Below are 23718 nucleotides of genomic sequence, written 5' to 3' on the forward strand. Positions count from 1 at the left end.
TACCGAGAGTGACGGAAAGCGCGCAGGGAACGACCCACCCGGTCACCCTATGCGGGCAATTCACCACAACACGCCCAGCCGGATAACGGCTCGCCGCTCACCGCGCGGAGGTGAGACGCTTGGGTGCGTATGTCTACACATCCCTCCCCCGCATCGCCCTCCTTCTCGGGCCTGGCCACGCGGCTGCCCGGGCTGACGCTGCGCGACCAGCGGCGGCTCGGCCGACGGCTCGACGGAGCGCGCCGCGTGCGCAAGCCCGAGGCCCAGCGGGCCGTCCTCGCCGAGATCGCCGAGGCGATCGACGCCGCCGAGCTGCGCGTCGAGGCCAGGCGGGCGGCCGTTCCCGCGATCACCTACCCCGAGCAGCTACCGGTCAGCCGGAAGAAGGACGAGATCCTGGAGGCGATACGCGATCACCAGGTGGTGATCGTCGCCGGTGAGACCGGGTCGGGCAAGACGACGCAGATCCCGAAGATCTGCCTGGAGCTCGGCCGCGGCGTCAAGGGCCTGATCGGCCACACCCAGCCGCGCAGGATCGCCGCCCGCACGGTGGCGCAGCGTGTCGCGGACGAGCTGGGCGGGCCGCTGGGCGAGACGGTCGGCTTCAAGATCAGGTTCACCGACCAGGCGAGCGACACCACCCTGGTCAAGCTGATGACCGACGGCATCCTGCTGGCCGAGGTGCAGCACGACCGCGAGCTGCGGGCGTACGACACGATCATCATCGACGAGGCGCACGAGCGCAGCCTCAACATCGACTTCCTGCTCGGCTATCTCGCCCAGCTGCTCCCCCGGCGCCCCGACCTCAAGGTCGTGATCACCTCCGCGACGATCGACCCGGAACGTTTCGCCCGTCACTTCAAGGACCGCGAGGGCAGGAACGCGCCGATCGTCGAGGTCTCGGGGCGCACCTACCCCGTCGAGGTGCGCTACCGGCCGCTGCTCGAGGAGGAGGGCGACGCGCCCGACCGCGACCAGATCACCGCGATCTCCGACGCGGTCGACGAGCTCCAGGCCGAAGGCCCGGGCGACATCCTGGTGTTCCTCTCCGGCGAGCGCGAGATCAGGGACACCGCCGACGCGTTGGAGAAGCGCCGCCTGCCGCACACCGAGATCCTGCCGCTGTACGCGCGCCTGTCGCACGGCGAGCAGCAGCGCGTCTTCCAGGCGCACGCGGGCCGCAGGGTGGTGCTCGCCACCAATGTCGCCGAGACCTCGCTCACCGTCCCCGGCATCAGGTATGTCATCGACCCCGGCACCGCCCGCGTCTCGCGCTACAGCCACCGCACCAAGGTGCAGCGGCTGCCGATCGAGCCGGTGTCGCAGGCCAGCGCGAACCAGCGCAAGGGCCGCTGCGGGCGCACGAGCGACGGCATCTGCGTCCGGCTGTACTCGGAGGACGACTTCCTCTCCAGGCCCGAGTTCACGGACGCGGAGATCCTGCGCACCAACCTCGCGTCGGTGATCCTCCAGATGAACGCCGCGGGCCTGGGCGAGGTGGAGCGCTTCCCGTTCATCGACCCGCCCGACCACCGGTCGATCAAGGCGGGCGTGCAGCTGCTCGAGGAGCTCAACGCCCTGGGGCCCGGCGGCAAGCTGACCGAGACGGGCCGCAAGCTGGCGCAGCTGCCCGTGGACCCGCGCCTCGCGCGCATGGTCCTGGAGGCCGACCGGAACGGCTGTGCCCGCGAGGTCATGGTGATCGCCGCGGCGCTCTCCATCCAGGACCCGAGGGAGCGCCCGTCCGACAAGCAGCAGCAGGCGGACCAGAAGCACGCGCGGTTCCGCGAGGGCCCTGGCGAGGAGTCGGACTTCCTGGCGCTGCTCGCCCTGTGGGGATATGTCCGCGAGCAGCAACGCGCCCTGTCCTCCTCGGCGTTCCGCCGCATGTGCCGCACCGAATTCCTCAACTACCTGCGGATACGCGAGTGGCAGGACATCTTCGGGCAGCTGCGGACGGTGGCGAGGTCGCTGGGGATCGAGCTGTCGGACCGGGACGCTGAGCCGGGGCCCGTCCATCAGTCGCTGCTCGCGGGGCTGTTGTCGCACATCGGCCTCAAGGACCCGGACAAGCACGAGTACCTGGGGGCCAGGAGCGCCAAGTTCGCCGTCTTCCCCGGCTCGGCGCTGTTCAAGAAGCCGCCGCGCTGGGTGATGTCGGCGGAGCTGGTGGAGACGTCGCGGCTGTGGGCGCGGATCAACGCGAAGATCGAGCCGGAGTGGATCGAGCCGCTTGCCGGGCACCTGGTGAAGCGCACGTACAGCGAGCCGCACTGGGAGCAGAAGCAGGCGGCGGTGGTGGCGTTCGAGCGCGTGACGCTCTACGGGGTGCCCATCGTGGCGCAGCGGAAGGTGTCCTACGGGCGGATCGACCCGGTGGTCTCGCGCGACCTGTTCATCAGGAACGCCCTGGTCGAGGGCGACTGGCGGACCAGGCACCAGTTCTTCCACGACAACAGGAAGCTGCTGGCCGAGGTCGAGGAGCTCGAGCACCGGGCCAGGCGCCGCGACATCCTGGTGGACGACGAGACGCTCTACGACTTCTACGACCGGCGCGTTCCCGAAGAGGTCGTCTCCGGGGCGCACTTCGACGCATGGTGGAAGCAGAAGCGCAGGGACGAGCCGGATCTGCTCAACTTCGAGAAGTCCATGCTCATCAACGAGCGGGCGGGGCGTGTCACCAAGGACGACTACCCGGACACCTGGCGGCAGGGCAGGCTCTCGTTCCACGTGACGTACCAGTTCGAGCCGGGGGCGGACGCGGACGGCGTGACGGTGCATGTGCCGCTCCCCGTGCTGAACCAGGTGACCGCGGACGGCTTCGACTGGCAGATCCCGGGCCTGCGCGAGCAGTTGGTGACCGAGTTGATCAGGTCGTTGCCGAAGCCGATCAGGCGGCACTGCGTTCCCGCGCCCGATGTGGCGCGCCGTTTCCTCGCGGAGACCGCCGACGCGGCGGGCGACCCCGCGCGGGAGCCGCTGCGCGCCGCGCTGGCCCGCTCGTTGACGCGGATGACCGGGGTGCGGGTCGCGGCCGACGACTTCGACGAGGAACGGATCCCCGGCCATCTGCGGATCACGTTCCGCGTCGTGGACGAGCGCGGGCGCCCGCTGCCAGGACCGCGGGAGCACGCCGAGGACAAGGACCTGGACGCGCTGCGCGAGCGGCTGCGCCCGCAGGCGAGACAGGCGCTCACCGAGGCGTTCACGGCCACCGCGTCGGGGCTGACCACCTGGACCGTGGGGACCCTGCCCAGGGCGTTCGAGACGCGGCGCGGCGGGCAGCCGGTGAAGGCGTATCCGGCGCTGGTGGACGAGCGGACGTCGGTCGCGGTGCGGCTCTTCGACACCGAGGACGAGCAGCGCGCCGCGATGGCCCTCGGCACCCGGAGGCTGATCCTCATCAACCTCCCCTCCGATCCCGCCAAGTTCGCGCAGCGGCAGCTGGACAACGCCGCCAAGCTCGCGCTCTCGAGCACCCCGCACGGCAGCGTGGGGGCGCTCTTCGACGACTGTGTGACGGCGGCGGCCGACCAGTTGATCGCGGCGCACGGCGGCCCCGCGTGGGACGAGGAGGGCTGGACCAAGCTGTTCGACGCGGTGCGCGCCGACATCGTCGACCTGACGCAGCGGATCGTGCGCCAGGTGCGCGAGGTGCTCGGCGCGTGGCAGGCGTGCGAGCGCCGCCTGGCGACCGTCACGAGCCCGGTGCTGCGCCCCGCGGTCGAGGATGTGCGCGAGCAGCTGGACGCGTTGGTGGGCCCCGGCTTCGTCACCGCGCACGGCGCCCGGCGGCTGCCCGACCTGCTGCGCTACCTGATGGCCGCGGACCGCAGGCTCCAACAGCTGCCGCACCAGGCGGAGAAGGACCGGGCGCGGATGGCCAAGGTGCACCAGATGCGGGACGAATACGCGTGGCTGCTCGAGCAGTTCGGCCCTGGGCGGCCCGTGCCCGCGGCGGCGGGGGAGATCCGCTGGATGCTCGAGGAGCTGCGCGTGAGCTACTTCGCGCACGCCCTGGGCACGGCGTATCCCGTCTCCGACAAGCGGATCGTGAAGGCCGTGGACGCCCTGGCGCCCCCTCGGTGAACTGATTGGCCCAGCGCGCCCGCGCTGCGGTAGAGTCTCGCTCGCACAGATGGTCCTGTGGAGCAGTTTGGAGTGCTCGCCACCCTGTCAAGGTGGAGGCCGCGGGTTCAAATCCCGTCAGGACCGCTCACATGAGCCCGGATCCCCCACAGTGGGGATCCGGGCTCTCTTGTTGGGTAAGGGAAGGGGAAGGAGAGGATGAACGGCGCTTCCTACCGCAAGATCATCTGCGTGGGCAAGGCGCGGGGGGTGTGACGGGAGTCACTGAACTTGATTGCGGGCTGAGCTCGTCCGACCCCGTAGAGACACCCGCCAATTTAATATGTGCAATTGTACGGGGTGTCGGACATGGCCAGGACGCACAAAAAGATCGCGTCGGACCCGGCGGAGTCCGACGCGATCGGGGTCCAGACGGACCGGGGTGGGGGCCCCGGCGCCTGGGTCGTGCTGTGCTGCTCAGGCCTCGCCGCGCTGCTGCGGGATGCCCGCGAGCAGTGCGCGCACCTCCGCCTCGCGATAGCGGCGATGCCCGCCGAGCGTGCGAATGGACGTGAGCTTGCCCGCCTTTGCCCAGCGTGTGACCGTCTTGGGGTCGACGCGGAACATCGTGGCAACCTCAGCCGGGGTCAGCAGCGGCTCGGCATCAGGGGTGCGAGCGGTCATGAGCGGCCTCCTCGGGAGAACCGAACCAAACGGTTCTTTCCTCTAAATTCTGCACCTTGACCCACGTTGCCCGAAATGGGAGACGGGGGTCGAGTCGGTTATAGGACGAACGGCTTGTCCTCGGCACTACAACTACACCATCCGTCTAGCCGGGTCGGCCAAACCGATGGAATTGCCCTCTCAGGTGTTCAACCTCGGCGGAAGCCCACTGGACCATGCCATAACGGACAGTCACTCGACCGTAACGCCCAGTCACGACATGATGACCGGACGGACAGGTGAGCACCCTCCCGGACTCCTTGTCCTATTTTGACACGAGGAGACTACTTGTTGGCAAGAGTTCCTTACAGTGCCTTCCATCACGCTTGGGGCTTTAGTCCCGTGATCAGTTGGCGAACTGGCGTTCCCTGATGGCCATCCAGCGATCGGTCAGCTCCTCGTAGACCCGGCTCGCGCGCTCCAGGTCGTCCGCGGCGAGCGCGGCGAGCCCCTCGGCGACCTCGGCCGCGGAACGGTCCGCCGCGAGCCGGTCCTCGTCGATCGTGTGCACGAGCCCGCCGTAGTCGAGCTCGACCAGCGACCGCGGATGGAACTCCTCGAGCCAGCGCCCCACATCCACGAGCGCCTCGGCCAGCGGCCCCTGCGGCATCGCCTCGCGCACCGCGCGCAGCCCCCTGGCCACCCGCCGCCTGGCCTCGACCATCTTCGTCCGGTACCGCAGCCGCGGCGCCCCGCGGCCCTCGCCCTCCGCCCCGTCCCCCGCCTTGGCGAACACCCGCTCCTCGTCCGTGAAGAGCGCGAACCAGCGCACCGGCACGTGCCACAGCGCCGAGCGGATCCAGGGCCGCGCGTCGGGGTTGCGCTCCCGCCAGTCCGCGTACTCGGCCGCCGCGCGCCGCCGCACCTCGGGCGGCAGCGCGGTGTCGAGGACCGACCCAGGCAGCAGCCAGTGGTCCACCTCGCCGAGCGCCTGCCAGGCCCGCAGCCGGGTCCGCCACGGGCACACGCACAGCACGCCGTCGACCGTGGCGACGAACGCGTCGCCGCTCTCCCGCGCCGGGGCCGCCCGCGGGGGCGCGGCGGCGAGCGCGGCCAGGGCGCGTTCGGCCTCGTCCTGTGCGGTCGGCAGCCGCTCGCGCCTGGCGTACGCCGCCCAGTGCGAGCGCTCCGGCTCGGGGAAGGCCGCGAGCGGCTCGTAGACCCTGAGATATGCCGCGTACGGAACCTTCGGCACGCAACCCTCCCACTCCCTCGCTCACCAACGGTCAGCGCGTCCCGCGCGCCTCCCCCGATCGTGTCAGTGTGCGGATCCCGGGGCACCCCCCCGCCCCCGATCGCCGTAGTCTCATCTCACAACCATGCCCTCCCGACCCCACCGGAGAGCAGCCACATCGACATACAGGAGTCACCACCGTGACTGACGTACGTCCCGCTGTCCGCGTCGACGGCCTCGGTGAGGCCGGCGTGCTGGACGCGTTGTTCCACTCGGACCAGGGCGGCCACGAACAGGTCGTGCTCTGCCAGGACCGGGCGAGCGGCCTCAAGGCCGTGATCGCCGTCCACTCCACCGCGCTCGGCCCCGCCCTCGGCGGCACCCGCTTCCACGCCTACGCCGACCGGGCCAGGCCCGAGGAGGCCGCCCTGCGCGACGCGCTCAACCTCGCCAGGGGCATGAGCTACAAGAACGCGATGGCCGGTCTCGAGCACGGCGGCGGTAAGGCCGTGATCATCGGCGATCCCGATCTGATCAAGACCGAAGAGCTGCTGCTCGCCTACGGCCGTTTCGTGGCCGCGCTGGGCGGCCGTTATGTCACCGCGTGCGACGTCGGCACCTATGTCGCCGACATGGACGTGGTCGCGCGCGAGTGCCGCTGGACCACCGGGCGCTCACCCGAGCGGGGGGGCGCGGGCGACTCGTCCGTGCTCACGGCGTTCGGCGTCTTCCAGGGCATGCGCGCCTCGGCCGCGCACCGCTGGGGCTCCCCCGACCTGGGAGGCCGCACGGTCGGCGTCGCGGGCGTGGGCAAGGTCGGCCACCTGCTGGTGGACCTGCTCGTGGAGGCGGGGGCCCGGGTCGTGGTCACCGACGTGCGCGACGAGGCGGTGCGGCGCGTCCTGAGCGCGCACCCGGGGACGGCCGTGGCGGCCTCGACGGACGAGCTGATCGCCACCCCCGGTCTCGATGTCTACGCACCCTGCGCGCTCGGTGGCGCGCTCGACGACAGGACCGTGCGGCTCCTGACGGCGGGCGTGGTCTGCGGCGCGGCCAACAACCAGCTCGACCACCCGGGAGTGGAGAAGGACCTCGCCGACCGCGGCATCCTCTACGCCCCCGACTATGTCGTGAACTCGGGCGGCGTCATCCAGGTCGCGGACGAGCTCCATGGCTTCGACTTCGCGCGTGCGAAGGAAAAGGCCGCGCTGATCCACGACACGACGCTGGAGATCTTCGCCCGCGCCGAGGCCGAGGGAGTGCCCCCCGCGGTGGCCGCCGACCGGATCGCCGAGCACCGAATGGCCGAGGCCGGCACCCGCTGAAAGCGCGGTCGCGTAAGACATGTCACCCCCCTCGCGCGAGTCGCGCGCCGAAAGAAGGTAAAATCGCGGCTGACCAGCAAGGAGAGGGCCATCGGTCGCCGTGCGCGCGGCCCGGTCCTGCGGACGGCGTACCGCAGGCCCGCGGAAGCAGGTACGGTTGAAGGCCGATGGACCGGGCTCTCGTCCGAGAGCTCGCTCTCAATCATGAACGGATGTCAACACTCCGGGGCCGTTGCGCCCCGTCGTTGAGGGGGTCGAGCCAATGGGGCGCGGCCGGGCCAAGGCCAAGCAGACGAAGGTCGCCCGCCAGCTGAAGTACAACAGCGGCAGGACGGACCTTTCTCGTCTGGCCGAGGAGCTGGGTGCATCGACGCCGGACCACCAACCGCCGAACGGCGAGCGGTTCGAGGACGACGATGATCAGGACGATGACCTGTACGCACGGTACGCGGAGATGTACAGCGACGAGGAGGAGGACGACGGCGACGAGCCGGCGTCCGACACCTCCTCGAAACGCCGCGGCGCCTGACACGACTCTCCGAGCTCTCTGATCCACACACCGATCGACGAGACGAACGAGACGACGAGGCAGACTTCGACCCGGTCCGGCAGCGCCGGACCGGGTTCAGTCGTGCCCGGCCGACCGCCGGTCCCTCACCCCGCACGGCGCCCGGTGAGGCTCGCGCCGCCGCCGGGGAGCCCGTCGCCCGCCGGCACCAGCTCGCCCGCCACCCAGGCGGGCACGTCGCGCTCCGTGAGGGTGGCAAGGGCGGTGCCGACCGCGTCGGGGGGCACGACGGCGACCATCCCGACGCCCATGTTGAGCGTTCTCTCCAGCTCCTCGGTGGCCACGTCGCCCAGTCGGCCGACCGTTCCGAAGATCGGCGGCGGGGTCCAGGTCGTCCGGTCGACGCGGGCGTGCAGGCCCTCGGGAACGACGCGCGCCAGGTTGGCGGCAAGCCCGCCGCCCGTCACATGTGCGAACGCGTGCACATCGGTGGCGGCGATCAGCGCGAGGCAGTCGAGGCTGTAGATCCGGGTCGGCGTGAGCAGCTCCTCGCCCAGCGTCCCGCCGAGCTCGGGCACCTCGCGCTCGAGCGCCCAGCCCGCCCGGTCGAAGAACACGTGGCGCACCAGCGAGTACCCGTTGGAGTGCAGGCCCGACGAGGCCATGGCGATCACGACGTCGCCAGGGCGCACCCGTTCGGCGCCCAGGACCGCGTCCGCCTCGACCACGCCCGTGCCGGCGCCCGCCACGTCGTACTCGTCGGGGCCCAGCAGCCCGGGGTGCTCGGCGGTCTCGCCGCCGACCAGGGCGCAGCCGGCCAGCACACAGCCCTCGGCGATGCCCTTGACGATCGCGGCGACGCGCTCGGGGCGCACCTTGCCGACGCAGATGTAGTCGGTCATGAACAGCGGCTCGGCGCCGCACACCACCAGGTCGTCCACGACCATGGCGACCAGGTCGTGCCCGATCGTGTCGTGGACGTCCATGCGCTGGGCGACGGCGACCTTGGTGCCCACGCCGTCGGTGGCGGAGGCGAGCAGCGGGTGGCGGTAGCGGGTCAGGGCCGAGGCGTCGAACAGGCCGGCGAAGCCGCCGAGGCCGCCGACGCTCTCGGGGCGCTGGGCCTTGGCCACCCACTCCTTCATCAGCTCGACGGCGGTGTCGCCCGCCTCGATGTCGACGCCGGCCGCAGCGTAGCTTGCGCCGGGCAGCGCGTTTTCAGTCATCGGACTCTGCCATGGGTTCGGGGACGGGAGATCTCTCGTGCTCGTCGCTCGTGCCGGTGCTCGTCGCGCCGCGTGCGGGCCCGTGCGTCAGGGGCGCCGCAGCGCGTCGGCGGCGCCCGGGCCCGTCGCCAGCAGGGGGCGCGCCTCGGGGGCATCGGCGGGCTTGGGCCGCTCGTCGCGCGGCTGCTCGAGCACATCCTTGCCGAGCACCGCGGGGTCGGGAAGCTCCATGGGGTAGACGCCGTCGAAGCAGGCGTGGCAGAGGCTCGACTTGGGGATCGTGGTGGCCTCGACCATCGCGTCGAGCGAGATGTAGGACAGCGAGTCGGCGCCGAGCGACGTCCCGATCTCCTCGACCGAGAGGCCGTTGGCGATCAGCTCGGCGCGGGTGGCGAAGTCTATGCCGAAGAAGCAGGGCCACTTGATGGGTGGCGAGCTGATCCTGACGTGGACCTCGGCGGCGCCCGCCTCGCGCAGCATGCGGACCAGGGCGCGCTGGGTGTTGCCGCGGACGATCGAGTCGTCCACCACGACCAGGCGCTTGCCGCGGATCACTTCCTTCAGGGGGTTGAGCTTGAGCCTGATCCCCAGCTGTCTGATGGTCTGGCTCGGCTGGATGAACGTGCGCCCCACATAGGCGTTCTTCACCAGGCCCGAGCCGTAGGGGATGCCGCTCGCCTCGGCGTACCCGATGGCCGCGGGGGTGCCGGACTCGGGCGTCGGTATCACCAGGTCGGCGTCCACGGGCGCCTCGGCGGCCAGCCTGCGGCCCATCTCGACGCGCGAGAGGTAGACGTTGCGGCCCGAGATGTCGGTGTCGGGGCGCGCGAGGTACACGTACTCGAAGACGCAGGTGCGCGGCGCGGCCTCGGCGAAACGGAGGGTGCGCAGGCCGCGTTCGTCCACGGCGATCATCTCGCCCGGCTCGATCTCGCGGACCAGCGAGGCCCCGACGATGTCGAGGGCGGCCGTCTCCGATGCGACGACCCAGCCGCGCTCGAGGCGGCCGAGCACCAGCGGGCGGATGCCCTGGGGGTCGCGGGCGGCGTAGAGGGTGGTCTCGTCCATGAAGACGAAGCTGAACGCGCCCCGCACGCGCGGGAGCACGAGCGGCGCGGCCTCCTCGACGGTCAGCGGACGCCCTTCGTCGCCGGTCTGCCCGGCGAGGAGGGCGGTGACGAGGTCGGTGTCGTTGGTGGCCGCGACACTCCCCCCGCCCTGACGGCGGGGAGGTGCCCCCTGCCGGGGACCGCGGCCGCCGGGGAGGGCGGCGACGAGGTCGGCGAGCTCGGCGGTGTTCACCAGGTTGCCGTTGTGGCCCAGGGCGATCGAGCCATGCCCTGTGGCGCGGAAGGTGGGCTGGGCGTTCTCCCATGTGGAGGCGCCCGTCGTGGAGTATCTGGCGTGGCCCACGGCGATATGGCCCGTGAGGGAGCCGAGGGATGATTCGTCGAAGACCTGGGAGACCAGGCCCATGTCCTTGAAGACCAGGATCTTGGAACCGTCGCTCACGGCTATGCCCGCGGACTCCTGTCCGCGGTGCTGGAGAGCGTAGAGCCCGAAGAAGGTGAGCTTGGCGACCTCCTCGCCCGGGGCCCAGACACCGAAGACGCCGCACGCGTCCCTCGGGCCCTGCTCGCCGGGGTCAAGGTCGTGGCTGAGTCGTCCGTCACCACGTGGCACGTTCCCGAGTCTAGGCCAGGACCCCGGTGTGGCGAGAACCCCTCGTGGATGAGAGATGGCCCATACCGAACCGGTGTGATCAGCCCATCACGGGCAGCTCGGACGCGAGGGCGGACGCCCGTTCGCCGACGGCGCGCAGGCGGCCCGTGGCGGTGGCCGCCTCCCACGGGGTGCGCCCGGTGGCCAGGCGCAGCCAGGTCAGGGGGTCGGTCTCGACGACGTTGGGCGGGGTGCCGCGGGTGTGCCGGGGGCCCGCGAGGCACTGGACGGCGACGAACGGCGGCACCCGCAGCTCGGTCGACGCGCCGGGCGCCTTGGCGGCCAGCCCGTCCGCGAGCACGCGGGTGGCGATGGCCAGCGCGCCCCGGTCGAGGCGCACGGGGTGGCCGGTGGCGCGGGCGAGGTCGTCGGTGCGGACGGCCAGCGCGACGACCCGGGTGACCGTGAAGTCCAGCGCCCGCATGGGCCCCGACGCGTGCGGCAGGAGGACGTCGTCGCGCACGCCCGTCTCCAGCACGGCCTCGAGCTCCTGCGCCGCCGCGTCGACGGCGGCGGCGGGGTCGGCGGGCTCGTCCACGGAGGGGGCCGTCGGCGCCGCCGCCGTGGTCGAGAGGGCCCAGGTGACCGGGTCCGCGGTCGGGCGGGTGGCGGCAGGGGGCGGCTCGGCCAGCAGCCGCGGCAGCGCGTCGATCAGGCCCGCGACGTCCGCGAGCAGCGCGCGGACGTCGGGCCGCTCCCCGCCGAGGTCGGGCGCGGCCAGCCGTACGATCTCCACCTGGGCGAGCAGCGCGTCGCGGACCCGGTCGGGGTGGTAGGCGCGGGGCTTGCGCCGGACGGCAGACATGGCACGGAGCTTAACGATCGTCGCCCCGCGAAGGCCCGGTGGCGGGCGGGGCGGGGGCCCTGACGGGGGTCGGGCGGGGGCAGTCGCATGGGCCGTCCATCGGCGGGTACTCCGGGCCCATGGCTGGTATCGAACTCATGAGCAGCGCGTTCCACGACAGCGCGCCGATTCCCCCGCGGTACACGCTGGACGGCGAGAACCTGTCGCCGCCGCTGACCTGGAGCAGGCCCCCCGCGGGCACCGAGGAGCTCGTGCTGATGTGCGAGGACCCGGACGCGCCCTCGGGCACGTTCCTGCACTGGCTGGTCACCGGCATCGATCCGGACAGTGACGGCGTGGCCACGGGCCGGGTGCCGCCCGGTGGCACGCAGCACCGGAACGGCATGGGCGACGAGGGCTGGGACGGGCCGAGGCCGCCGGTGGGCGACCCGGCGCACCGCTACTTCTTCCGGCTGTTCGCGCTCCCCGAGCCGGTCCGTTTCCCCGAGCGCGCGTCGGCCGACGAGGTGCACCGCGCGCTGGGCAGGCGGCAGCTGGCCAGCGGCACGCTGATGGGGCTCCACCAGCGCTGACCGGCCGAGACGAGGAGGCGGATTCCCATGGCCGGAACCGACATGAACGAGATCCTGCGCGCCGTGCGGGACGTGGACTTCCCCGCGGGCAAGGAGGAGCTGGTCACGCAGGCCAAGCGGGCCGGGGCGTCCCAGGCCGCGATCAAGGCGCTGCGCGGCATCCCGCCCGACCAGTACCGCAACCGCTCCGAGGTGGCGCGTTCCGTGCGGCTGCCCGCGGACGCGGGGAGCGAGGTGAGCCCCGCGGTGCGGGCCGAGCAGGCGCGCGAGGGCGGGCGGCCGCGTCAGTCGCAGTGGATGCGGGACGTGCCCGAGCCGCCCGTTCAGGAGGAGCTGGACCGCTGAGCGGCAGGGCGAGAGGGCCCGAGGTCGAGAGGAGCGTGCACGGCATGGTGCGCAAGAAGATGGAAGGCAACGAGGAGCAGCGGCGCAGGGCCGCGCGCGACGCCGAGCGGAGCGGCGAGCGGCCCAGCGAGACCGGGTCGACCACCGGGGGCTCGAAGCAGCGCACGCACGTGCCCGACCGCTCGTCGCTGAGCCACGAGGAGCGCACGGCGCCCCTCCACCAGGGCAAGCAGCGGCACCCAGGGCCGGGGCGCGAGCGGCGCGAGCCGCCGCCCGAGCGGACGTTCGGCGGGCGCGCGCCCGACTACGGGCCCGAGCACGAGCGGGTGTTCCGCGCGCTGGGCGACGCGCAGCGGCGGCACGCGGGGCGCGGCGTGTACGTGGACGAGGTGGCCCGCGGGGCGGGTCTGCCCCGCGAGCGCACCCGGGTCCTGCTGCACGACCTGGTGTCGGTGCACCGCCTTGCCACCGAGCTCCAGGGCACGGACCGGCCCGACCAGGGGCCGCGCTTCGAGACCAAGCCGGGCCGGTGAAGGACGGGCCAGGCCGGTCGTTCAGGCCCGTCGTTCAGCCGAAGAGCGCGGGCAGCGTCGCGTCCACCGCGGCGCGCAGCTCGCCGAGCCCCAGCGTGAACTGGCCCTGCACCTCGACCGCCTCGCCCGTCACCACGCCCACGCGCGCCGTCGGGAGACCGCGCGCGGCGCACATGTCGGTGAAGCGGACCTCCTCGCTCCGCGGCACGGCGACGAGCGCGCGGCCCGCCGACTCGGAGAAGAGGAAGGTGAACGGGGTCAGCCCGTCGGGAACGACGAGCCGCGCGCCGTGCCCGCCCTTGAGGCACGACTCGACGACCGCCTGGACGAGGCCGCCGTCGGACAGGTCGTGCGCCGCGTCGATCATGCCGTCGCGCGAGGCGGCGAGCAGGATCTCGGCGAGCAGCCGCTCCCTCTCGAGGTCGACGCGCGGCGGCAGGCCGCCCAGGTGGCCGTGGACCACCTGGGCCCAGGCCGAGCCGCCGAGCTCGTCGGCGGTGTCGCCCAGCAGGTGGAGCAGCTGGCCCTCGGTCGCGAACGCCATCGGCGTGCGCCGCGTGACGTCGTCGATGACGCCGAGCACGCCCACCACCGGGGTGGGGTGGATCGCGGCGTCGCCCGTCTGGTTGTACAGCGAGACGTTGCCGCCGGTCACCGGGGTGCCAAGCACCTGGCAGGCGTCGGCGAGGCCGCGCGTCGCCTCAGCGAACTGCCACATGACGGCCGGGTCCTCTGGCGAGCCGAAGTTCAGGCAGTCGGTGACGGCGAGCGGGCGGGCGCCGGTGGCCGCGACGTTCCGGTAGGACTCGGCCAGGGCGAGCTGCGCGCCGGTGTACGGGTCGAGCTTGGCGTAACGGCCGTTCCCGTCGGTGGCGATGGCGACGCCGAGGTTCGTCGTCGCGTCGACGCGGATCATGCCGCTGTCCTCGGGCTGGGACAGCACGGTGTTCCCGAGGACGTAACGGTCGTACTGGTCGGTGATCCAGGACTTCGACGCCTGGTTCGGCGAGGACGCGACGGCGAGCACGTGGTCGCGCAGCTCGTCGCCGTCCGCGGGGCGCGGCAGCCCGGCCGGGTCGTCGGCCTGGAGGGCGTCCTGCCAGGCGGGGCGCGCGAAGGGCCGCCGGTAGACGGGGCCCTCGTGCGCGACGGTGCGCGGCGGGACGTCCACGATCTGCTCGCCGCGCCAGTGGATCTCCAGGCGGTCGCCGTCGGTGACCGCGCCGATCACGGTGGCGATGACGTCCCACTTGGCGCACACGGCGAGGAAGCGCTCGACGTTCTCCGGAGCGACGACCGCGCACATGCGCTCCTGCGACTCGCTCATCAGGATCTCCTCGGGGGAGAGCGAGGAGTCGCGCAGCGGAACGGCGTCCAGGTCGATCCGCATGCCGCCCGAGCCCGCGGAGGCCAGCTCGGACGTGGCGCAGGACAGGCCCGCGCCGCCGAGGTCCTGGATCCCGGCGACCAGCTTCTCGGCGAAGATCTCCAGGGTGCACTCGATCAGGAGCTTCTCCTGGAACGGGTCGCCGACCTGGACCGCGGGGCGCTTGGCGGGCTTCCCCGCGTCGTCGAACGTCTCGGACGCGAGCACCGAGACGCCGCCGATGCCGTCGCCGCCGGTGCGGGCGCCGTAGAGGATCACTCGGTTCCCGGTGCCCGACGCCTTGGCCAGGTGGATGTCCTCGTGCCGCATGACGCCCACGCACAGGGCGTTGACCAGGGGGTTCCCCTGGTAGCAGGGGTCGAAGACGACCTCGCCGCCGATGTTGGGCAGGCCAAGACAGTTCCCGTAGCCGCCGATGCCCGCGACCACGCCTGGCAGCACGCGCCGGGTGTCGGGGTGGTCGGCGGCGCCGAAGCGCAGGGGGTCCATCACGGCGACCGGGCGGGCGCCCATCGCGAGGATGTCGCGCACGATGCCGCCGATGCCGGTGGCCGCGCCCTGGTAGGGCTCGATGTACGACGGGTGGTTGTGCGACTCGACCTTGAACGTCACGGCGTAGCCCTGGCCGATGTCCACCACCCCGGCGTTCTCCCCGATGCCGACCAGGAGGGCGTCGGTGGCCGGGGCCTTCTCGCCGAACTGCGCCAGGTGGACCTTGCTCGACTTGTAGGAGCAGTGCTCCGACCACATCACCGAGTACATGGCCAGCTCGGCGCCCGTCGGGCGGCGGCCCAGGATCTCGCGGATCCTGGCGTACTCGTCCTCCTTGAGGCCCAACTCGGCCCAGGGCTGCGGGGCTTCGGGGGTGACTTCGGCGTGCTTGACGGTGTCGACGCGGGCGTGCGCGCTCATCGGGCCACCAGCTCCCCGACGACCCCGACGACCGAGGTGAAGAAGCCGAGCCCGTCCGTGCCGGGCCCCGTCAGGGACTCCACGGCGTGCTCGGGGTGCGGCATGAGGCCCACCACGTTCCCCTGGGGGTTGGTGATCCCGGCGATGTCGCGGCGGGATCCGTTGGGGTTCGCGTCCAGGTAGCGGAAGACCACGCGGCCCTCCGCCTCGAGCTCGTCGAGGGTGCGCTCGTCGGCGACGTACCCACCCTCGCCGTTCTTCAGGGGGACGGTGATCTCCTGGCCATCGGCGAACGCCCGGGTCCAGGCCGTCGCGGTGCTCTCGACGCGGAGGCGCTGGTCACGGCAGATGAAGTGCAGGTGATCGTTCCGGGTGAGGGCGCCGGGGAGGAGATGGGATTCGCACAGGACCTGGAAGCCATTGCAGATCCCGAGGACCGGGAGACCGGCGCGGGCCCCTTCGATGATCGTTTCCATGACGGGCGAGAAACGGGCGATCGCGCCGCAGCGGAGATAGTCCCCATAGGAGAATCCGCCGGGCAGGATCACCGCGTCGACCTGGTGAAGGTCTTTGTCGCCGTGCCAGAGCGCGACCGGCTCGGCCCCGGCGAGCTTTACCGCGCGCCGCGCGTCGCCGTCGTCAAGGGAGCCGGGAAAGGTGACGACACCCACACGAGTGGTCACAGCCGCTCCTCGGGACGGACATGAACGGGCTCCTCGACGCGGACGGTGAAGTCCTCGATCACGGTGTTGGCGAGAAACGTCCTGGCCATCTCGCGGACGCGCTCGATGGCGGCCTCGTCCAGAGGGTCGGCCAGCTCCAACTCGAAACGCTTCCCCTGACGGACGTCCGCGACGCCGTCGAAGCCGAGGCGGGGCAGGGCGCGCTGGACGGCCTGGCCCTGGGGGTCGAGGATCTCCGGCTTGAGCATGACGTCGACTACGACGCGAGCCACTGGTACTCCCGGTGGTGATGCGGTGGTGGTGGTGCTTGACGCTGCACCGCTCAGCGTACCGGGACGGCGAATCTACCCGGGTAGATAGGGCGCTTCGGTCACGTTAAGGTATCGAGGGCGGAAACCCCTGCAAGGAAGCCCCGAGGAAAAGTAAGGTCCGCCTTGCGGGATCTCGCGAGAGCGGGAATTCCGTTGCCGCGCATTCTCATGAGAGCGCGGAACAAATAAAATGAAGCACAGTCGCGAACCAGGGAGCGTCAGCATCGCTGCGTGTGATTCGGCGGTCACCGGCTCGGGCACCGTCGGGCGGCGAGACTCCCGGAAGGACCGATATCCCGTGGCACAGCGTGTAGTGGTCACCCTCTCCGACGACATCGACGGGGGAGAAGCGTCGGAAACGGTTGCCTTCGGTCTCGACGGGAAAACGTATGAGATCGATCTCAGCTCGCACAACGCCGAGAAGCTGCGCACCGCGCTGGCCCCGTACGTGGAGGCCGGGCGGAAGCGGGCGCGGTCGGGGAAGGCGTTCCACCACACCGCCGTCGCCCCCGACCCCAAGGCGGTACGGGCCTGGGCCGAGTCGAACGGCTTCGGCGTCCCGGCCAGGGGGCGCATCCCCAAGAAGGTCTACGACGCGTTCAACGAGGCACACGCCGCCGTCCATTGAGCCGACTTGCCATGAACCCCGGTTGATCCGCTAGAGTCTGGAGCACGCCGAGGGGCGCAAGCCCCGGAAGCCAGGCGGGTGTAGTTCAGTAGCAGAACACCCTCTTTCCAAGAGGGAGGCGCAGTGTGCGATTCCTGTCACCCGCTCCAGCCACTTCCCCACCTCAGGGTGGGGCCCTCATCCTCGGGGTGGGGGTATAGTGAGCGTCGTGCGGACGTGGCTCAGTTGGTAGAGCATCACCTTGCCAAGGTGAGGGTCGCGAGTTCGAATCTCGTCGTCCGCTCATGTGAAGGGCCCGGTCTTCGGATCGGGCCCTTCGGCGTGTGTGGACTTCGCGTCGGAGTGGACTCCGCGTCGGAGGTCGACTTCGCGTCGGGGCTTGGGCGTTGAAGCTTTGGCCAGGACTGACATTTGTCATGTGAGGCCATGACGATCGGCACTACCGCCGGGGGGCGAGGGGCCCGACGCTTGATCACATGGACACGATGATCGACGTACGAGGCCTGCGGCGGCGTTACGGACCGCGGGGCGAGGGCGGATTCGATGCCGTCAGGGGGCTGGACTTCTCGGTGCGCGGGGGCGAGGTGTTCGCCCTCCTCGGGACGAACGGCGCGGGCAAGACCTCGACGGTCGAGGTGCTCGAAGGGCTGGCGCCGCCCACCGAGGGCACCGTGCGGGTGATGGGGCGCGACCCGTACCGCGAGCGGGCCGAAGTCCGGCGGCACACCGGGGTGATGCTTCAGGAGGGCGGGTTCCCCTCGGATCTGACGGTCGCCGAGACGGCCAGGATGTGGGCGGACTCGCTCACCGCGGCGCGGCCCGTGGCCGAGGCGCTCGATCTTGTGGACCTCGGCCACCGGGCCACGGTGCGGGTCAAGCAGCTCTCCGGCGGCGAACGACGCCGTCTTGACCTGGCGTTGGCGCTGGCGGGGCGGCCGCGGGTGCTCTTCCTGGACGAGCCGACGACCGGCCTCGACCCCCAGGCGCGGCACACGACCTGGCAGTTGGTGCAGCAGCTGCGCGACGAGGGCGCGACGATCCTGCTGACCACGCACTACCTGGAGGAGGCCGAGACGCTGGCCGACCGGCTGGCGATCATGCGCGCGGGGCAGATCGTGCTCGCGGGCACCCCGGGGGAGGTCACCGCGGCCCTGCCGTCCCGGATCCGCTTCACCCTGCCCGACGGGGTCGACCCGGCGGTGCTGCCGGTGGGCGGCGCCGTGGTGCGCGGGCAGGAGATCGAGTTCGAGACGCCCGATCTCCAGACGTCGCTGACGGACCTGCTGGTGTGGGCCAGGGACCGGCGGCTGGAGCTGGGCGGGATCGACGCCCGCTCGGCCTCGTTGGAAGACGTGTTTCTCGCCGTGGCGGAGGAGGCCCGATGAGCGTGACCGGCGCCGAAGGCGCGACGAAGTCCGGGGGCCTCTGGTCGGTCTTGGGCCTGCCGAGCCCCAGCGCGTGGCGCAGGATGCGGGCGCTGGCCAGGGCGGAGCTGACGCTGCTCCTGCGGAATCGCACGGCGGTGTTCGTCTCGCTGGCGATGCCCGTGCTGATGATGGGGGCGACCTCGTCCACGGTGGGCGAGCTCGACCTCGAGGGCACGGGCTTCAGCGCGGGCGAGGTGGTGCTGACCGGCGGCCTGGGCATCGTGCTCGTCCTGGTCATCTACACCGGGCTGATACCGACGTATGTGGCCAGGCGCGAGGAGCGGACGCTCAAGCGGCTGCGGACCGGGGAGCTGACCGACGGCGAGATCCTCGTCGGCTCGGCCGCGCCCGCGGCGACGCTGGCCCTGGCGCAGTGCGTGATCCTGGTGGCGTGCGGGGTGCTGGCGTTCGACGTCTCGGCGCCCCGGTCCCTTCCCCTGCTGCTGGTCGGCATCGTGCTCGGCTTCGTGATGCTGACGGCCCTCGCGGCGGCGACCGCGGCGTTCACCAAGACCGTGGAGAGCGCGCAGATCACCTCGATGCCGCTCCTCATGGTGTCGCTCGTGGGCTCGGGCCTCATGGTCCCGCTCGAGGTCATGCCGGACGCGATGGCGGCCGTGTGCCGCGTGTTTCCCGTGACGTCCCTGACCGAGCTGATGAGGGACGGCTGGCTCGGCGGTCTCGACGGGACGGAGCGGCTGCGCGCGCTGGTGGTCGCGGTGGCCTGGACGGCGTTCGCGGTGTTTGCTGTACGCCGGTGGTTCCGCTGGGAGCCACGGCACTGACGAGGAGAGGACCCATGCGGGGGTTCGGCTGGCTGGGGCGGCTGCGCGGCGCGAGCCAGCAGCGGAGGATCCACCAGTACTTCCGGTACTCGCTCGACGCCATCTGCGTGACCGAGCTGGTCGTGATCCTCGCGGTGGTGGGTGTCACGGCGGAGGACAGCAGCGCCTTCGCCTTCATCCCGATCACCGTGGTCGCCCTGGCCAAGGCCGTGGTGGCACTGCGGCTGACCAGGGCGGGCCTCGCCCACTACCTGGGGGCGGCGGAGCGCCCCGACCGGCTGCTGACGGTCCTGTGCGCGCTGACGCTCGCGACGGTGGCCGGCACGGCGGTGGCCATCGCCACCGGGGCGCTCTCCCCCGGCTCGCACCTGATCATCTCCTATGCCGCCGGGTATGCCTGTAGCCCGGTGCTGCTGGCGCTGCCGCTGCGGCAGGCGATCGGCCTGAGCGGGGGCCTGGTGGCGTCGGCGGCGGTGGCCACGCTGATCGCCGGGGGCCGGGGCGGCCTCCAGCTGGGGACGGTGGTCGCGGCGGCGCTGATCGCCGTGCTGCTGGGGTTCACGGCCCGCACCTCGGCCTGGATGCTGCGGGTGGTGGACAGGCTGGACTCGGCGCGCGAGACGGAGACGCGGCTCGCGGTGGCGGAGGAGCGGCTGCGCTTCGGGCGTGACCTCCACGACATCCTCGGCCGAAACCTCTCGGTGATCGCGCTCAAGAGCGAGCTGGCCGCGCAGCTGGCCCAGCGGGACGTGACGGCGGCGACGGCCCAGATGACCGAGGTCCAGGAGATCGCGCGGGACTCGCAGCGGGAGATCAGGGAAGTGGTGCGCGGCTATCGCGAGGTGGACCTGCACGCGGAGCTGGCCGGGGCGCGGGGGGTGCTCGAGGCGGCGGGGATCCGCTGCCGGATCGAGCACATGAACGCCTCGGAGGACTCGGGCGCGCTGCCCGCACGGGTGCAGTCCACGCTGGGCTGGGTGGTCAGGGAGGGCACGACGAACGTCCTCAGGCACGCCGACGCCACGCAGTGCACGGTGCGGGTGCGCAGGACCGCGCGCGGCGAGGCGATCCTCGACATGGTGAACGACGGGGTGCGCGGCGGTCGTTCGGCGCCGGGGGAGGGCGACGGGGACGGGCGGGGAGACGGCGACGGTGCCGGGGGCACGGGCCTCGCCGGGCTGCGGGAGCGGCTCGCGGCGCTCGGCGGCTCGTTGACCGCGCGGGCTGAGGACGACACATGGCGCCTGGTCGCGCGGGTGCCGATGAAGGGGACGGCGGAGTCATGACGGCGATCCGGGTGCTGCTCGCCGACGACGAGCACCTCATCAGAGGGGCCCTGGCCGCGCTGCTCGCGCTCGAGGACGACCTGGCGGTGGTCGCTGAGGCGGCCTCGGGGCCCGAGGCGCTGTCGATGGCCAGGGCGCACCGGCCCGATGTGGCGGTGCTCGACCTCCAGATGCCGGGCGGCGACGGCGTCTCGGTCGCGGAGGCGCTGCGCAGGGAGCTGCCGGGCTGCGCGACGATGATCGTCACCGGGCACGGGCGGGCCGGGCACCTGAAGCGGGCCCTCGCGGCCGGGGTGCGGGGGTTCCTGCCGAAGACGGTGTCGGCGCAGCGGCTGGCCGAGGTGATCCGTACGGTGCACGGGGGCCACCGTTACATCGACCCCGAGCTCGCGGCCGACGCGATCAGCGCGGGCGACTCGCCCCTGACGGCGCGTGAGGCGGAGCTGCTGGAGATGGCGGAGGACGGGGCGCCGATCAACGAGATCGCCGCGCGCGCTGGCCTGGCCGCCGGGACCGTACGGAACTATCTCTCGTCGGCGGCGGCCAAGCTGGGTGCCGAGAATCGCCACACGGCGGCGCGGATGGCGCGCGAGCGCGGGTGGCTCTAGGCCAGGTCCGTCCTGGCGGCGTGCGGCAGCGTGTACGAGGGCTGAGGACACTACCGTCGACTGGACGTCGGCGCCTTCGGGGGTGTGCGCGGGTGCTCGGGGCGCCCGCGGCTCAGGACCAGTCGGTACCGGTCAGCAGGCGGTACGCCTCCTCGTACCGGGCGCGGGTCTGGGCGACGACGTCCGTGGGGAGGGGCGGCGGCGGGGTGTCGGACGCGCGGTCCCACCGCGCGGCCCCTGACGTCAGCCAGTCGCGGATGTACTGCTTGTCGTAGGGCTTCTGGGGTCGCCCTGGCCGCCACTCGTCCGCGCGCCAGAAGCGGGAGGAGTCGGGGGTCAGCACCTCGTCGGCCAGGATCAGCGGGTCGCCCGCGGCGGCCCCGGGGACCCTGCCGAACTCGAACTTCGTGTCGGCCAGCACGATCCCGCGCTCCCGCGCGATGTCGCGCGCGCGGCCGTACAGGCTCAGGGTGGCCTGCCGCAGCTGGGTGGCCGTCTCGCTGCCGACCTGGCGGGCGACCTCCTCGTAGCTGACGTTCTCGTCGTGGTCGCCGACGGCCGCCTTGGTGGCGGGGGTGAAGATCGGCCCGGGCAGCTCGGAGCCGTCGACCAGGCCCTCGGGGAGGGCCAGGCCGCAGACGGTGCGGTCGCGCTCGTACTCGACGAGGCCCGAGCCCGTCAGATAGCCACGGGCCACGGCCTCCACCGGGATCATCGACAGCGGGCGGCAGATCATCGTGCGGCCCGCCCAGTCGTCGGGGGCGCCCGACGGCGGCTCGGTGCCGATCACATGGTGCGCCGTGAGGTCGGCCAGCTGGTCGAACCACCACAGCGAGAGCCGCGTCAGGATCTTCCCCTTCTCGGGGATCGGCGTGGCCAGGACCCAGTCGAACGCGGAGACCCGGTCGCTCGCGACCATCACCAGGTCGCCCGACTCGGTGCGGTAGAGGTCGCGGACCTTCCCGGTGTGGAGATGGGTGAGCCCCGGCACCCGGATGGGCTCCGGCTTGTCGACGAATCCTGGCACCGTTGGCCTCCCGGTCGTTCGAGGGGCGCGGTGGCGCCCCGGCCCATTCTCGCGCAGCGGCGTCAGGGGCCAGGGGCGGGGCTCAGGCCCGATCGGGGCGACAGGGCCTCGTCACGTTTGCAGATGCGGTCCATGAGGTTCGCCGTTGCCTTCTGCACACGCGGGTCGACGTGCCCGGGGCGGCTGAGCGCGGGCGTCCAGGCGAAGGTGCCCGAGGCGAAGACCCACGCGCCGCTCGGCGCCCGGTACAGCGAGGTCTCCTGGTGGCGGCGGGCGCCCGACGCGTCGCGGTACGGGGAGTGCGCCAGCAGGATGCGGCTGGTGCACTCGGGCAGCCCGGTCCTCGGGAAGTAACGGTCCGCCTCCCCCGCCACAAGGCCCGGCAGCTCGTCGCCCTCGTGGGCGCCGGTGGACTCCCACAGCCAGTGGTCGGCGTTGCGCACCACGAGCGGGTGCGGGTGCGGCACCGCGCCCGTGTACTGGATGCCGAGCAGCTGCTGCTCGGGACGGCCGAGCTCGCGCCAGAGCGGGGCGCGCCCTGGGCCCTGCCGCTTGCGGCAGCTCAGCAGCCGATCCTCGTCGCCGGAGGGCAGCGCGGCCAGGGTGACCTGCCAGTACATGGTGTTCGCCGACAGGAACACCAGCGACGTGCCGCCGTCACGGGCCTCCTCGACCGCGCGCCGCATGGGCGCCGACCAGTACTCGTCATGGCCGGAGAACACCAGCGCGCGGTAGCGCCCCGGGTCCACGCGCCCGGCGTGCAGGTCGCGGGCGGTGGCGTAGCCGACGTCGTAGCCGAAGCGTTCGGCCCACCGGATGAAGTCGTACGCGTGCCCGGCGTGCAGCGGCAGGCCCGAGCCCGCGTACGGCCGGTCGAAGGACACCGTGATCGCCGCGTCCTGCTCGCCGAGCAGCCGCCCCGCGCCGTCCCACGCGTGGTAGAGGCTGGCACCGCCGCTGCCGTCCTCGGGGAAGAGGTTGTACGCCTGCCATGTGACGTCGGGCAGGACGAGCAGCAGGTCGGCGGGCCTGTCGTCGCGCACGGCGAACGGCACGTGCGAGCGGAACGCGCCGTCCGCCGTGGTCAGCACCGCGACATACGCGCCGGGCAGCCAGTCGGTGGGGACCTGGAGGCGCCAGGACAGCCACCAGTGGTGGCACGAGACGGTGCGGCCCGCGGCCAGCGGGGGAGGCTGGCGGATGCCCATGAGCTTGGGGCTGCTCAGCAGCAGCCTGGCGCCCTCGTCGCCGAAGTACCCGATGCGGTAGATGTCGATGGTGAACTCGCGCGGCGGGTCCACCGTCACCCGGAAGTCGAGGGGCTGCCCCGGGGCGACCACGGCCTCGGTGACGAAGCCCTTGATCTGGCAGCCGACGTCGTCGGCGGCGCGCAGCGTGGTCGGCGCCCCGCGGTCACGGCCCGGCAGGAGGACCTGGTCCGCGCCCCGCAGATGGCCGTCGCCCGCTCTGACCCAGGGCACCGGCCCCTGCCCGAACGGATCCGAGACCGCGTGCGTGAGCGCGCCCGCCTCCCAGCGCCGGATGTGCTCCGTGCTCTTGTCCAAGCTCCCCTCCCTGCGCCTGACGGACGGGCAGTGCCGGTCCCAGCACATCACATCCCGCGAGCGAACGGTCACCAGTCGTCGCACCGTCAACCGTTGGC

The 23718-nt window shown here is 72.1% G+C and carries 21 protein-coding genes and 3 tRNA genes; 14 read left to right on the forward strand and 10 right to left on the reverse strand.

All coding sequences use genetic code 11. The features are described from left to right. The first annotated feature begins 129 nt into the window (after positions 1 to 129). Complete coding sequence (hrpA, locus tag D7318_RS03405) at positions 130 to 4089, forward strand: ATP-dependent RNA helicase HrpA (protein WP_120695335.1); 3960 nt, start codon at positions 130 to 132, stop codon at positions 4087 to 4089. A 51-nt stretch (positions 4090 to 4140) separates the two neighbouring features. Beyond that, positions 4141 to 4215, forward strand: a tRNA-Asp gene (locus tag D7318_RS03410). A gap of 330 nt (positions 4216 to 4545) precedes the next feature. Here the strand turns inward: D7318_RS03410 and bldC are convergent. Next, on the reverse strand, positions 4546 to 4752 hold the full coding sequence (gene bldC / locus D7318_RS03415; RefSeq protein ID WP_019431930.1) for a developmental transcriptional regulator BldC: 207 nt from the start codon (positions 4750 to 4752) through the stop codon (positions 4546 to 4548). A 385-nt stretch (positions 4753 to 5137) separates the two neighbouring features. Then, positions 5138 to 5986, reverse strand: coding sequence for a hypothetical protein (locus D7318_RS03420; RefSeq protein WP_120695336.1), 849 nt, complete (start codon positions 5984 to 5986; stop codon positions 5138 to 5140). Positions 5987 to 6165: 179 nt separating this feature from the next. Here D7318_RS03420 and D7318_RS03425 point away from each other — a divergent pair, with 179 nt between their 5' ends. Continuing rightward, positions 6166 to 7290, forward strand: coding sequence for a Leu/Phe/Val dehydrogenase (locus D7318_RS03425; protein WP_120695337.1), 1125 nt, complete (start codon positions 6166 to 6168; stop codon positions 7288 to 7290). A 262-nt stretch (positions 7291 to 7552) separates the two neighbouring features. Continuing rightward, the gene (locus D7318_RS03430; RefSeq protein WP_120695338.1) at positions 7553 to 7819 is read left to right on the forward strand and encodes a DUF3073 domain-containing protein; all 267 of its coding nucleotides are present in this window, start codon (positions 7553 to 7555) and stop codon (positions 7817 to 7819) included. 125 nt (positions 7820 to 7944) lie between these two features. Here D7318_RS03430 and purM read toward each other — a convergent pair whose 3' ends face one another. The 3 genes from purM to D7318_RS03445 all read right to left on the reverse strand — a co-directional run bounded on the left by purM (position 7945) and on the right by D7318_RS03445 (position 11551). Further along, positions 7945 to 9024 carry a phosphoribosylformylglycinamidine cyclo-ligase gene (gene purM, locus D7318_RS03435; RefSeq protein WP_120695339.1) on the reverse strand — a complete coding sequence of 360 codons (1080 nt, stop codon included), beginning with the start codon at positions 9022 to 9024 and terminating at the stop codon, positions 7945 to 7947. 87 nt (positions 9025 to 9111) lie between these two features. Continuing rightward, positions 9112 to 10707 (reverse strand): amidophosphoribosyltransferase, encoded by a 1596-nt coding sequence (gene purF, locus D7318_RS03440; protein ID WP_120695340.1) that lies wholly within the window; start codon positions 10705 to 10707, stop codon positions 9112 to 9114. Between the two features lie 79 nt (positions 10708 to 10786). Beyond that, the gene (locus D7318_RS03445) at positions 10787 to 11551 is read right to left on the reverse strand and encodes a sterol carrier family protein (RefSeq protein WP_120695341.1); all 765 of its coding nucleotides are present in this window, start codon (positions 11549 to 11551) and stop codon (positions 10787 to 10789) included. A gap of 119 nt (positions 11552 to 11670) precedes the next feature. Between D7318_RS03445 and D7318_RS03450 the strand changes: the two genes are divergently transcribed. The 3 genes from D7318_RS03450 to D7318_RS03460 are packed head-to-tail and all read left to right on the forward strand — an operon-like array spanning position 11671 to position 13001. After that, on the forward strand, positions 11671 to 12123 hold the full coding sequence (locus tag D7318_RS03450; RefSeq protein WP_120695693.1) for a YbhB/YbcL family Raf kinase inhibitor-like protein: 453 nt from the start codon (positions 11671 to 11673) through the stop codon (positions 12121 to 12123). 27 nt (positions 12124 to 12150) lie between these two features. Then, positions 12151 to 12468 carry a DUF2795 domain-containing protein gene (locus D7318_RS03455; protein ID WP_120695342.1) on the forward strand — a complete coding sequence of 106 codons (318 nt, stop codon included), beginning with the start codon at positions 12151 to 12153 and terminating at the stop codon, positions 12466 to 12468. A gap of 44 nt (positions 12469 to 12512) precedes the next feature. Next, positions 12513 to 13001 carry a hypothetical protein gene (locus tag D7318_RS03460; RefSeq protein ID WP_120695343.1) on the forward strand — a complete coding sequence of 163 codons (489 nt, stop codon included), beginning with the start codon at positions 12513 to 12515 and terminating at the stop codon, positions 12999 to 13001. Between the two features lie 34 nt (positions 13002 to 13035). On the opposite strand, the gene purL is transcribed toward D7318_RS03460, so the two are convergent. Genes purL through purS form a run of 3 tightly spaced genes read right to left on the reverse strand, consistent with a single transcriptional unit; the run spans position 13036 to position 16255 of the window. Beyond that, positions 13036 to 15300 (reverse strand): phosphoribosylformylglycinamidine synthase subunit PurL, encoded by a 2265-nt coding sequence (gene purL, locus D7318_RS03465; RefSeq protein ID WP_120695344.1) that lies wholly within the window; start codon positions 15298 to 15300, stop codon positions 13036 to 13038. Next, entirely contained in the window at positions 15297 to 15983 is a 687-nt protein-coding gene (purQ, locus tag D7318_RS03470; RefSeq protein ID WP_120695345.1) for a phosphoribosylformylglycinamidine synthase subunit PurQ, read from the reverse strand. The genes purL and purQ overlap by 4 nt, the downstream gene beginning before the upstream one ends. Then, positions 15980 to 16255, reverse strand: coding sequence for a phosphoribosylformylglycinamidine synthase subunit PurS (purS, locus tag D7318_RS03475; RefSeq protein WP_120695346.1), 276 nt, complete (start codon positions 16253 to 16255; stop codon positions 15980 to 15982). Before purS ends, purQ begins: the two co-directional genes overlap by 4 nt. Positions 16256 to 16592: 337 nt before the next feature. Between purS and D7318_RS03480 the strand changes: the two genes are divergently transcribed. The 7 genes from D7318_RS03480 (at position 16593) to D7318_RS03510 (ending at position 21028) form a co-directional block, all read left to right on the forward strand. Continuing rightward, positions 16593 to 16922, forward strand: a complete 330-nt coding sequence (locus tag D7318_RS03480) for a histone-like nucleoid-structuring protein Lsr2 (RefSeq protein ID WP_113688021.1) — start codon at positions 16593 to 16595, stop codon at positions 16920 to 16922. A 74-nt stretch (positions 16923 to 16996) separates the two neighbouring features. Continuing rightward, positions 16997 to 17071 (forward strand) — tRNA-Gly (locus D7318_RS03485). Between the two features lie 61 nt (positions 17072 to 17132). Beyond that, positions 17133 to 17205, forward strand: a tRNA-Gly gene (locus tag D7318_RS03490). A gap of 202 nt (positions 17206 to 17407) precedes the next feature. Then, positions 17408 to 18307 carry an ABC transporter ATP-binding protein gene (locus D7318_RS03495; RefSeq protein ID WP_120695694.1) on the forward strand — a complete coding sequence of 300 codons (900 nt, stop codon included), beginning with the start codon at positions 17408 to 17410 and terminating at the stop codon, positions 18305 to 18307. Continuing rightward, positions 18304 to 19134, forward strand: a complete 831-nt coding sequence (locus D7318_RS03500) for an ABC transporter permease (RefSeq protein WP_120695347.1) — start codon at positions 18304 to 18306, stop codon at positions 19132 to 19134. Before D7318_RS03495 ends, D7318_RS03500 begins: the two co-directional genes overlap by 4 nt. Before the next feature lie 14 nt (positions 19135 to 19148). After that, positions 19149 to 20420 carry a sensor histidine kinase gene (locus tag D7318_RS03505; RefSeq protein ID WP_120695348.1) on the forward strand — a complete coding sequence of 424 codons (1272 nt, stop codon included), beginning with the start codon at positions 19149 to 19151 and terminating at the stop codon, positions 20418 to 20420. Continuing rightward, on the forward strand, positions 20417 to 21028 hold the full coding sequence (locus tag D7318_RS03510) for a response regulator transcription factor (protein WP_120695349.1): 612 nt from the start codon (positions 20417 to 20419) through the stop codon (positions 21026 to 21028). Before D7318_RS03505 ends, D7318_RS03510 begins: the two co-directional genes overlap by 4 nt. A 112-nt stretch (positions 21029 to 21140) precedes the next feature. On the opposite strand, the gene D7318_RS03515 is transcribed toward D7318_RS03510, so the two are convergent. Both D7318_RS03515 and D7318_RS03520 read right to left on the reverse strand, forming a co-directional pair. Beyond that, a complete protein-coding gene (locus tag D7318_RS03515) occupies positions 21141 to 22055 on the reverse strand; it encodes a phosphoribosylaminoimidazolesuccinocarboxamide synthase (RefSeq protein WP_120695350.1) in 915 nt (304 codons plus the stop codon). 62 nt (positions 22056 to 22117) lie between these two features. Then, positions 22118 to 23620, reverse strand: coding sequence for a N,N-dimethylformamidase beta subunit family domain-containing protein (locus D7318_RS03520; protein WP_183091302.1), 1503 nt, complete (start codon positions 23618 to 23620; stop codon positions 22118 to 22120). Positions 23621 to 23718: the final 98 nt, after the last annotated feature.

The organism is Streptomyces radicis, from assembly GCF_003626575.1.
Taxonomy (GTDB): Bacteria; Actinomycetota; Actinomycetes; order Streptomycetales; family Streptomycetaceae; genus Streptomyces; species Streptomyces radicis.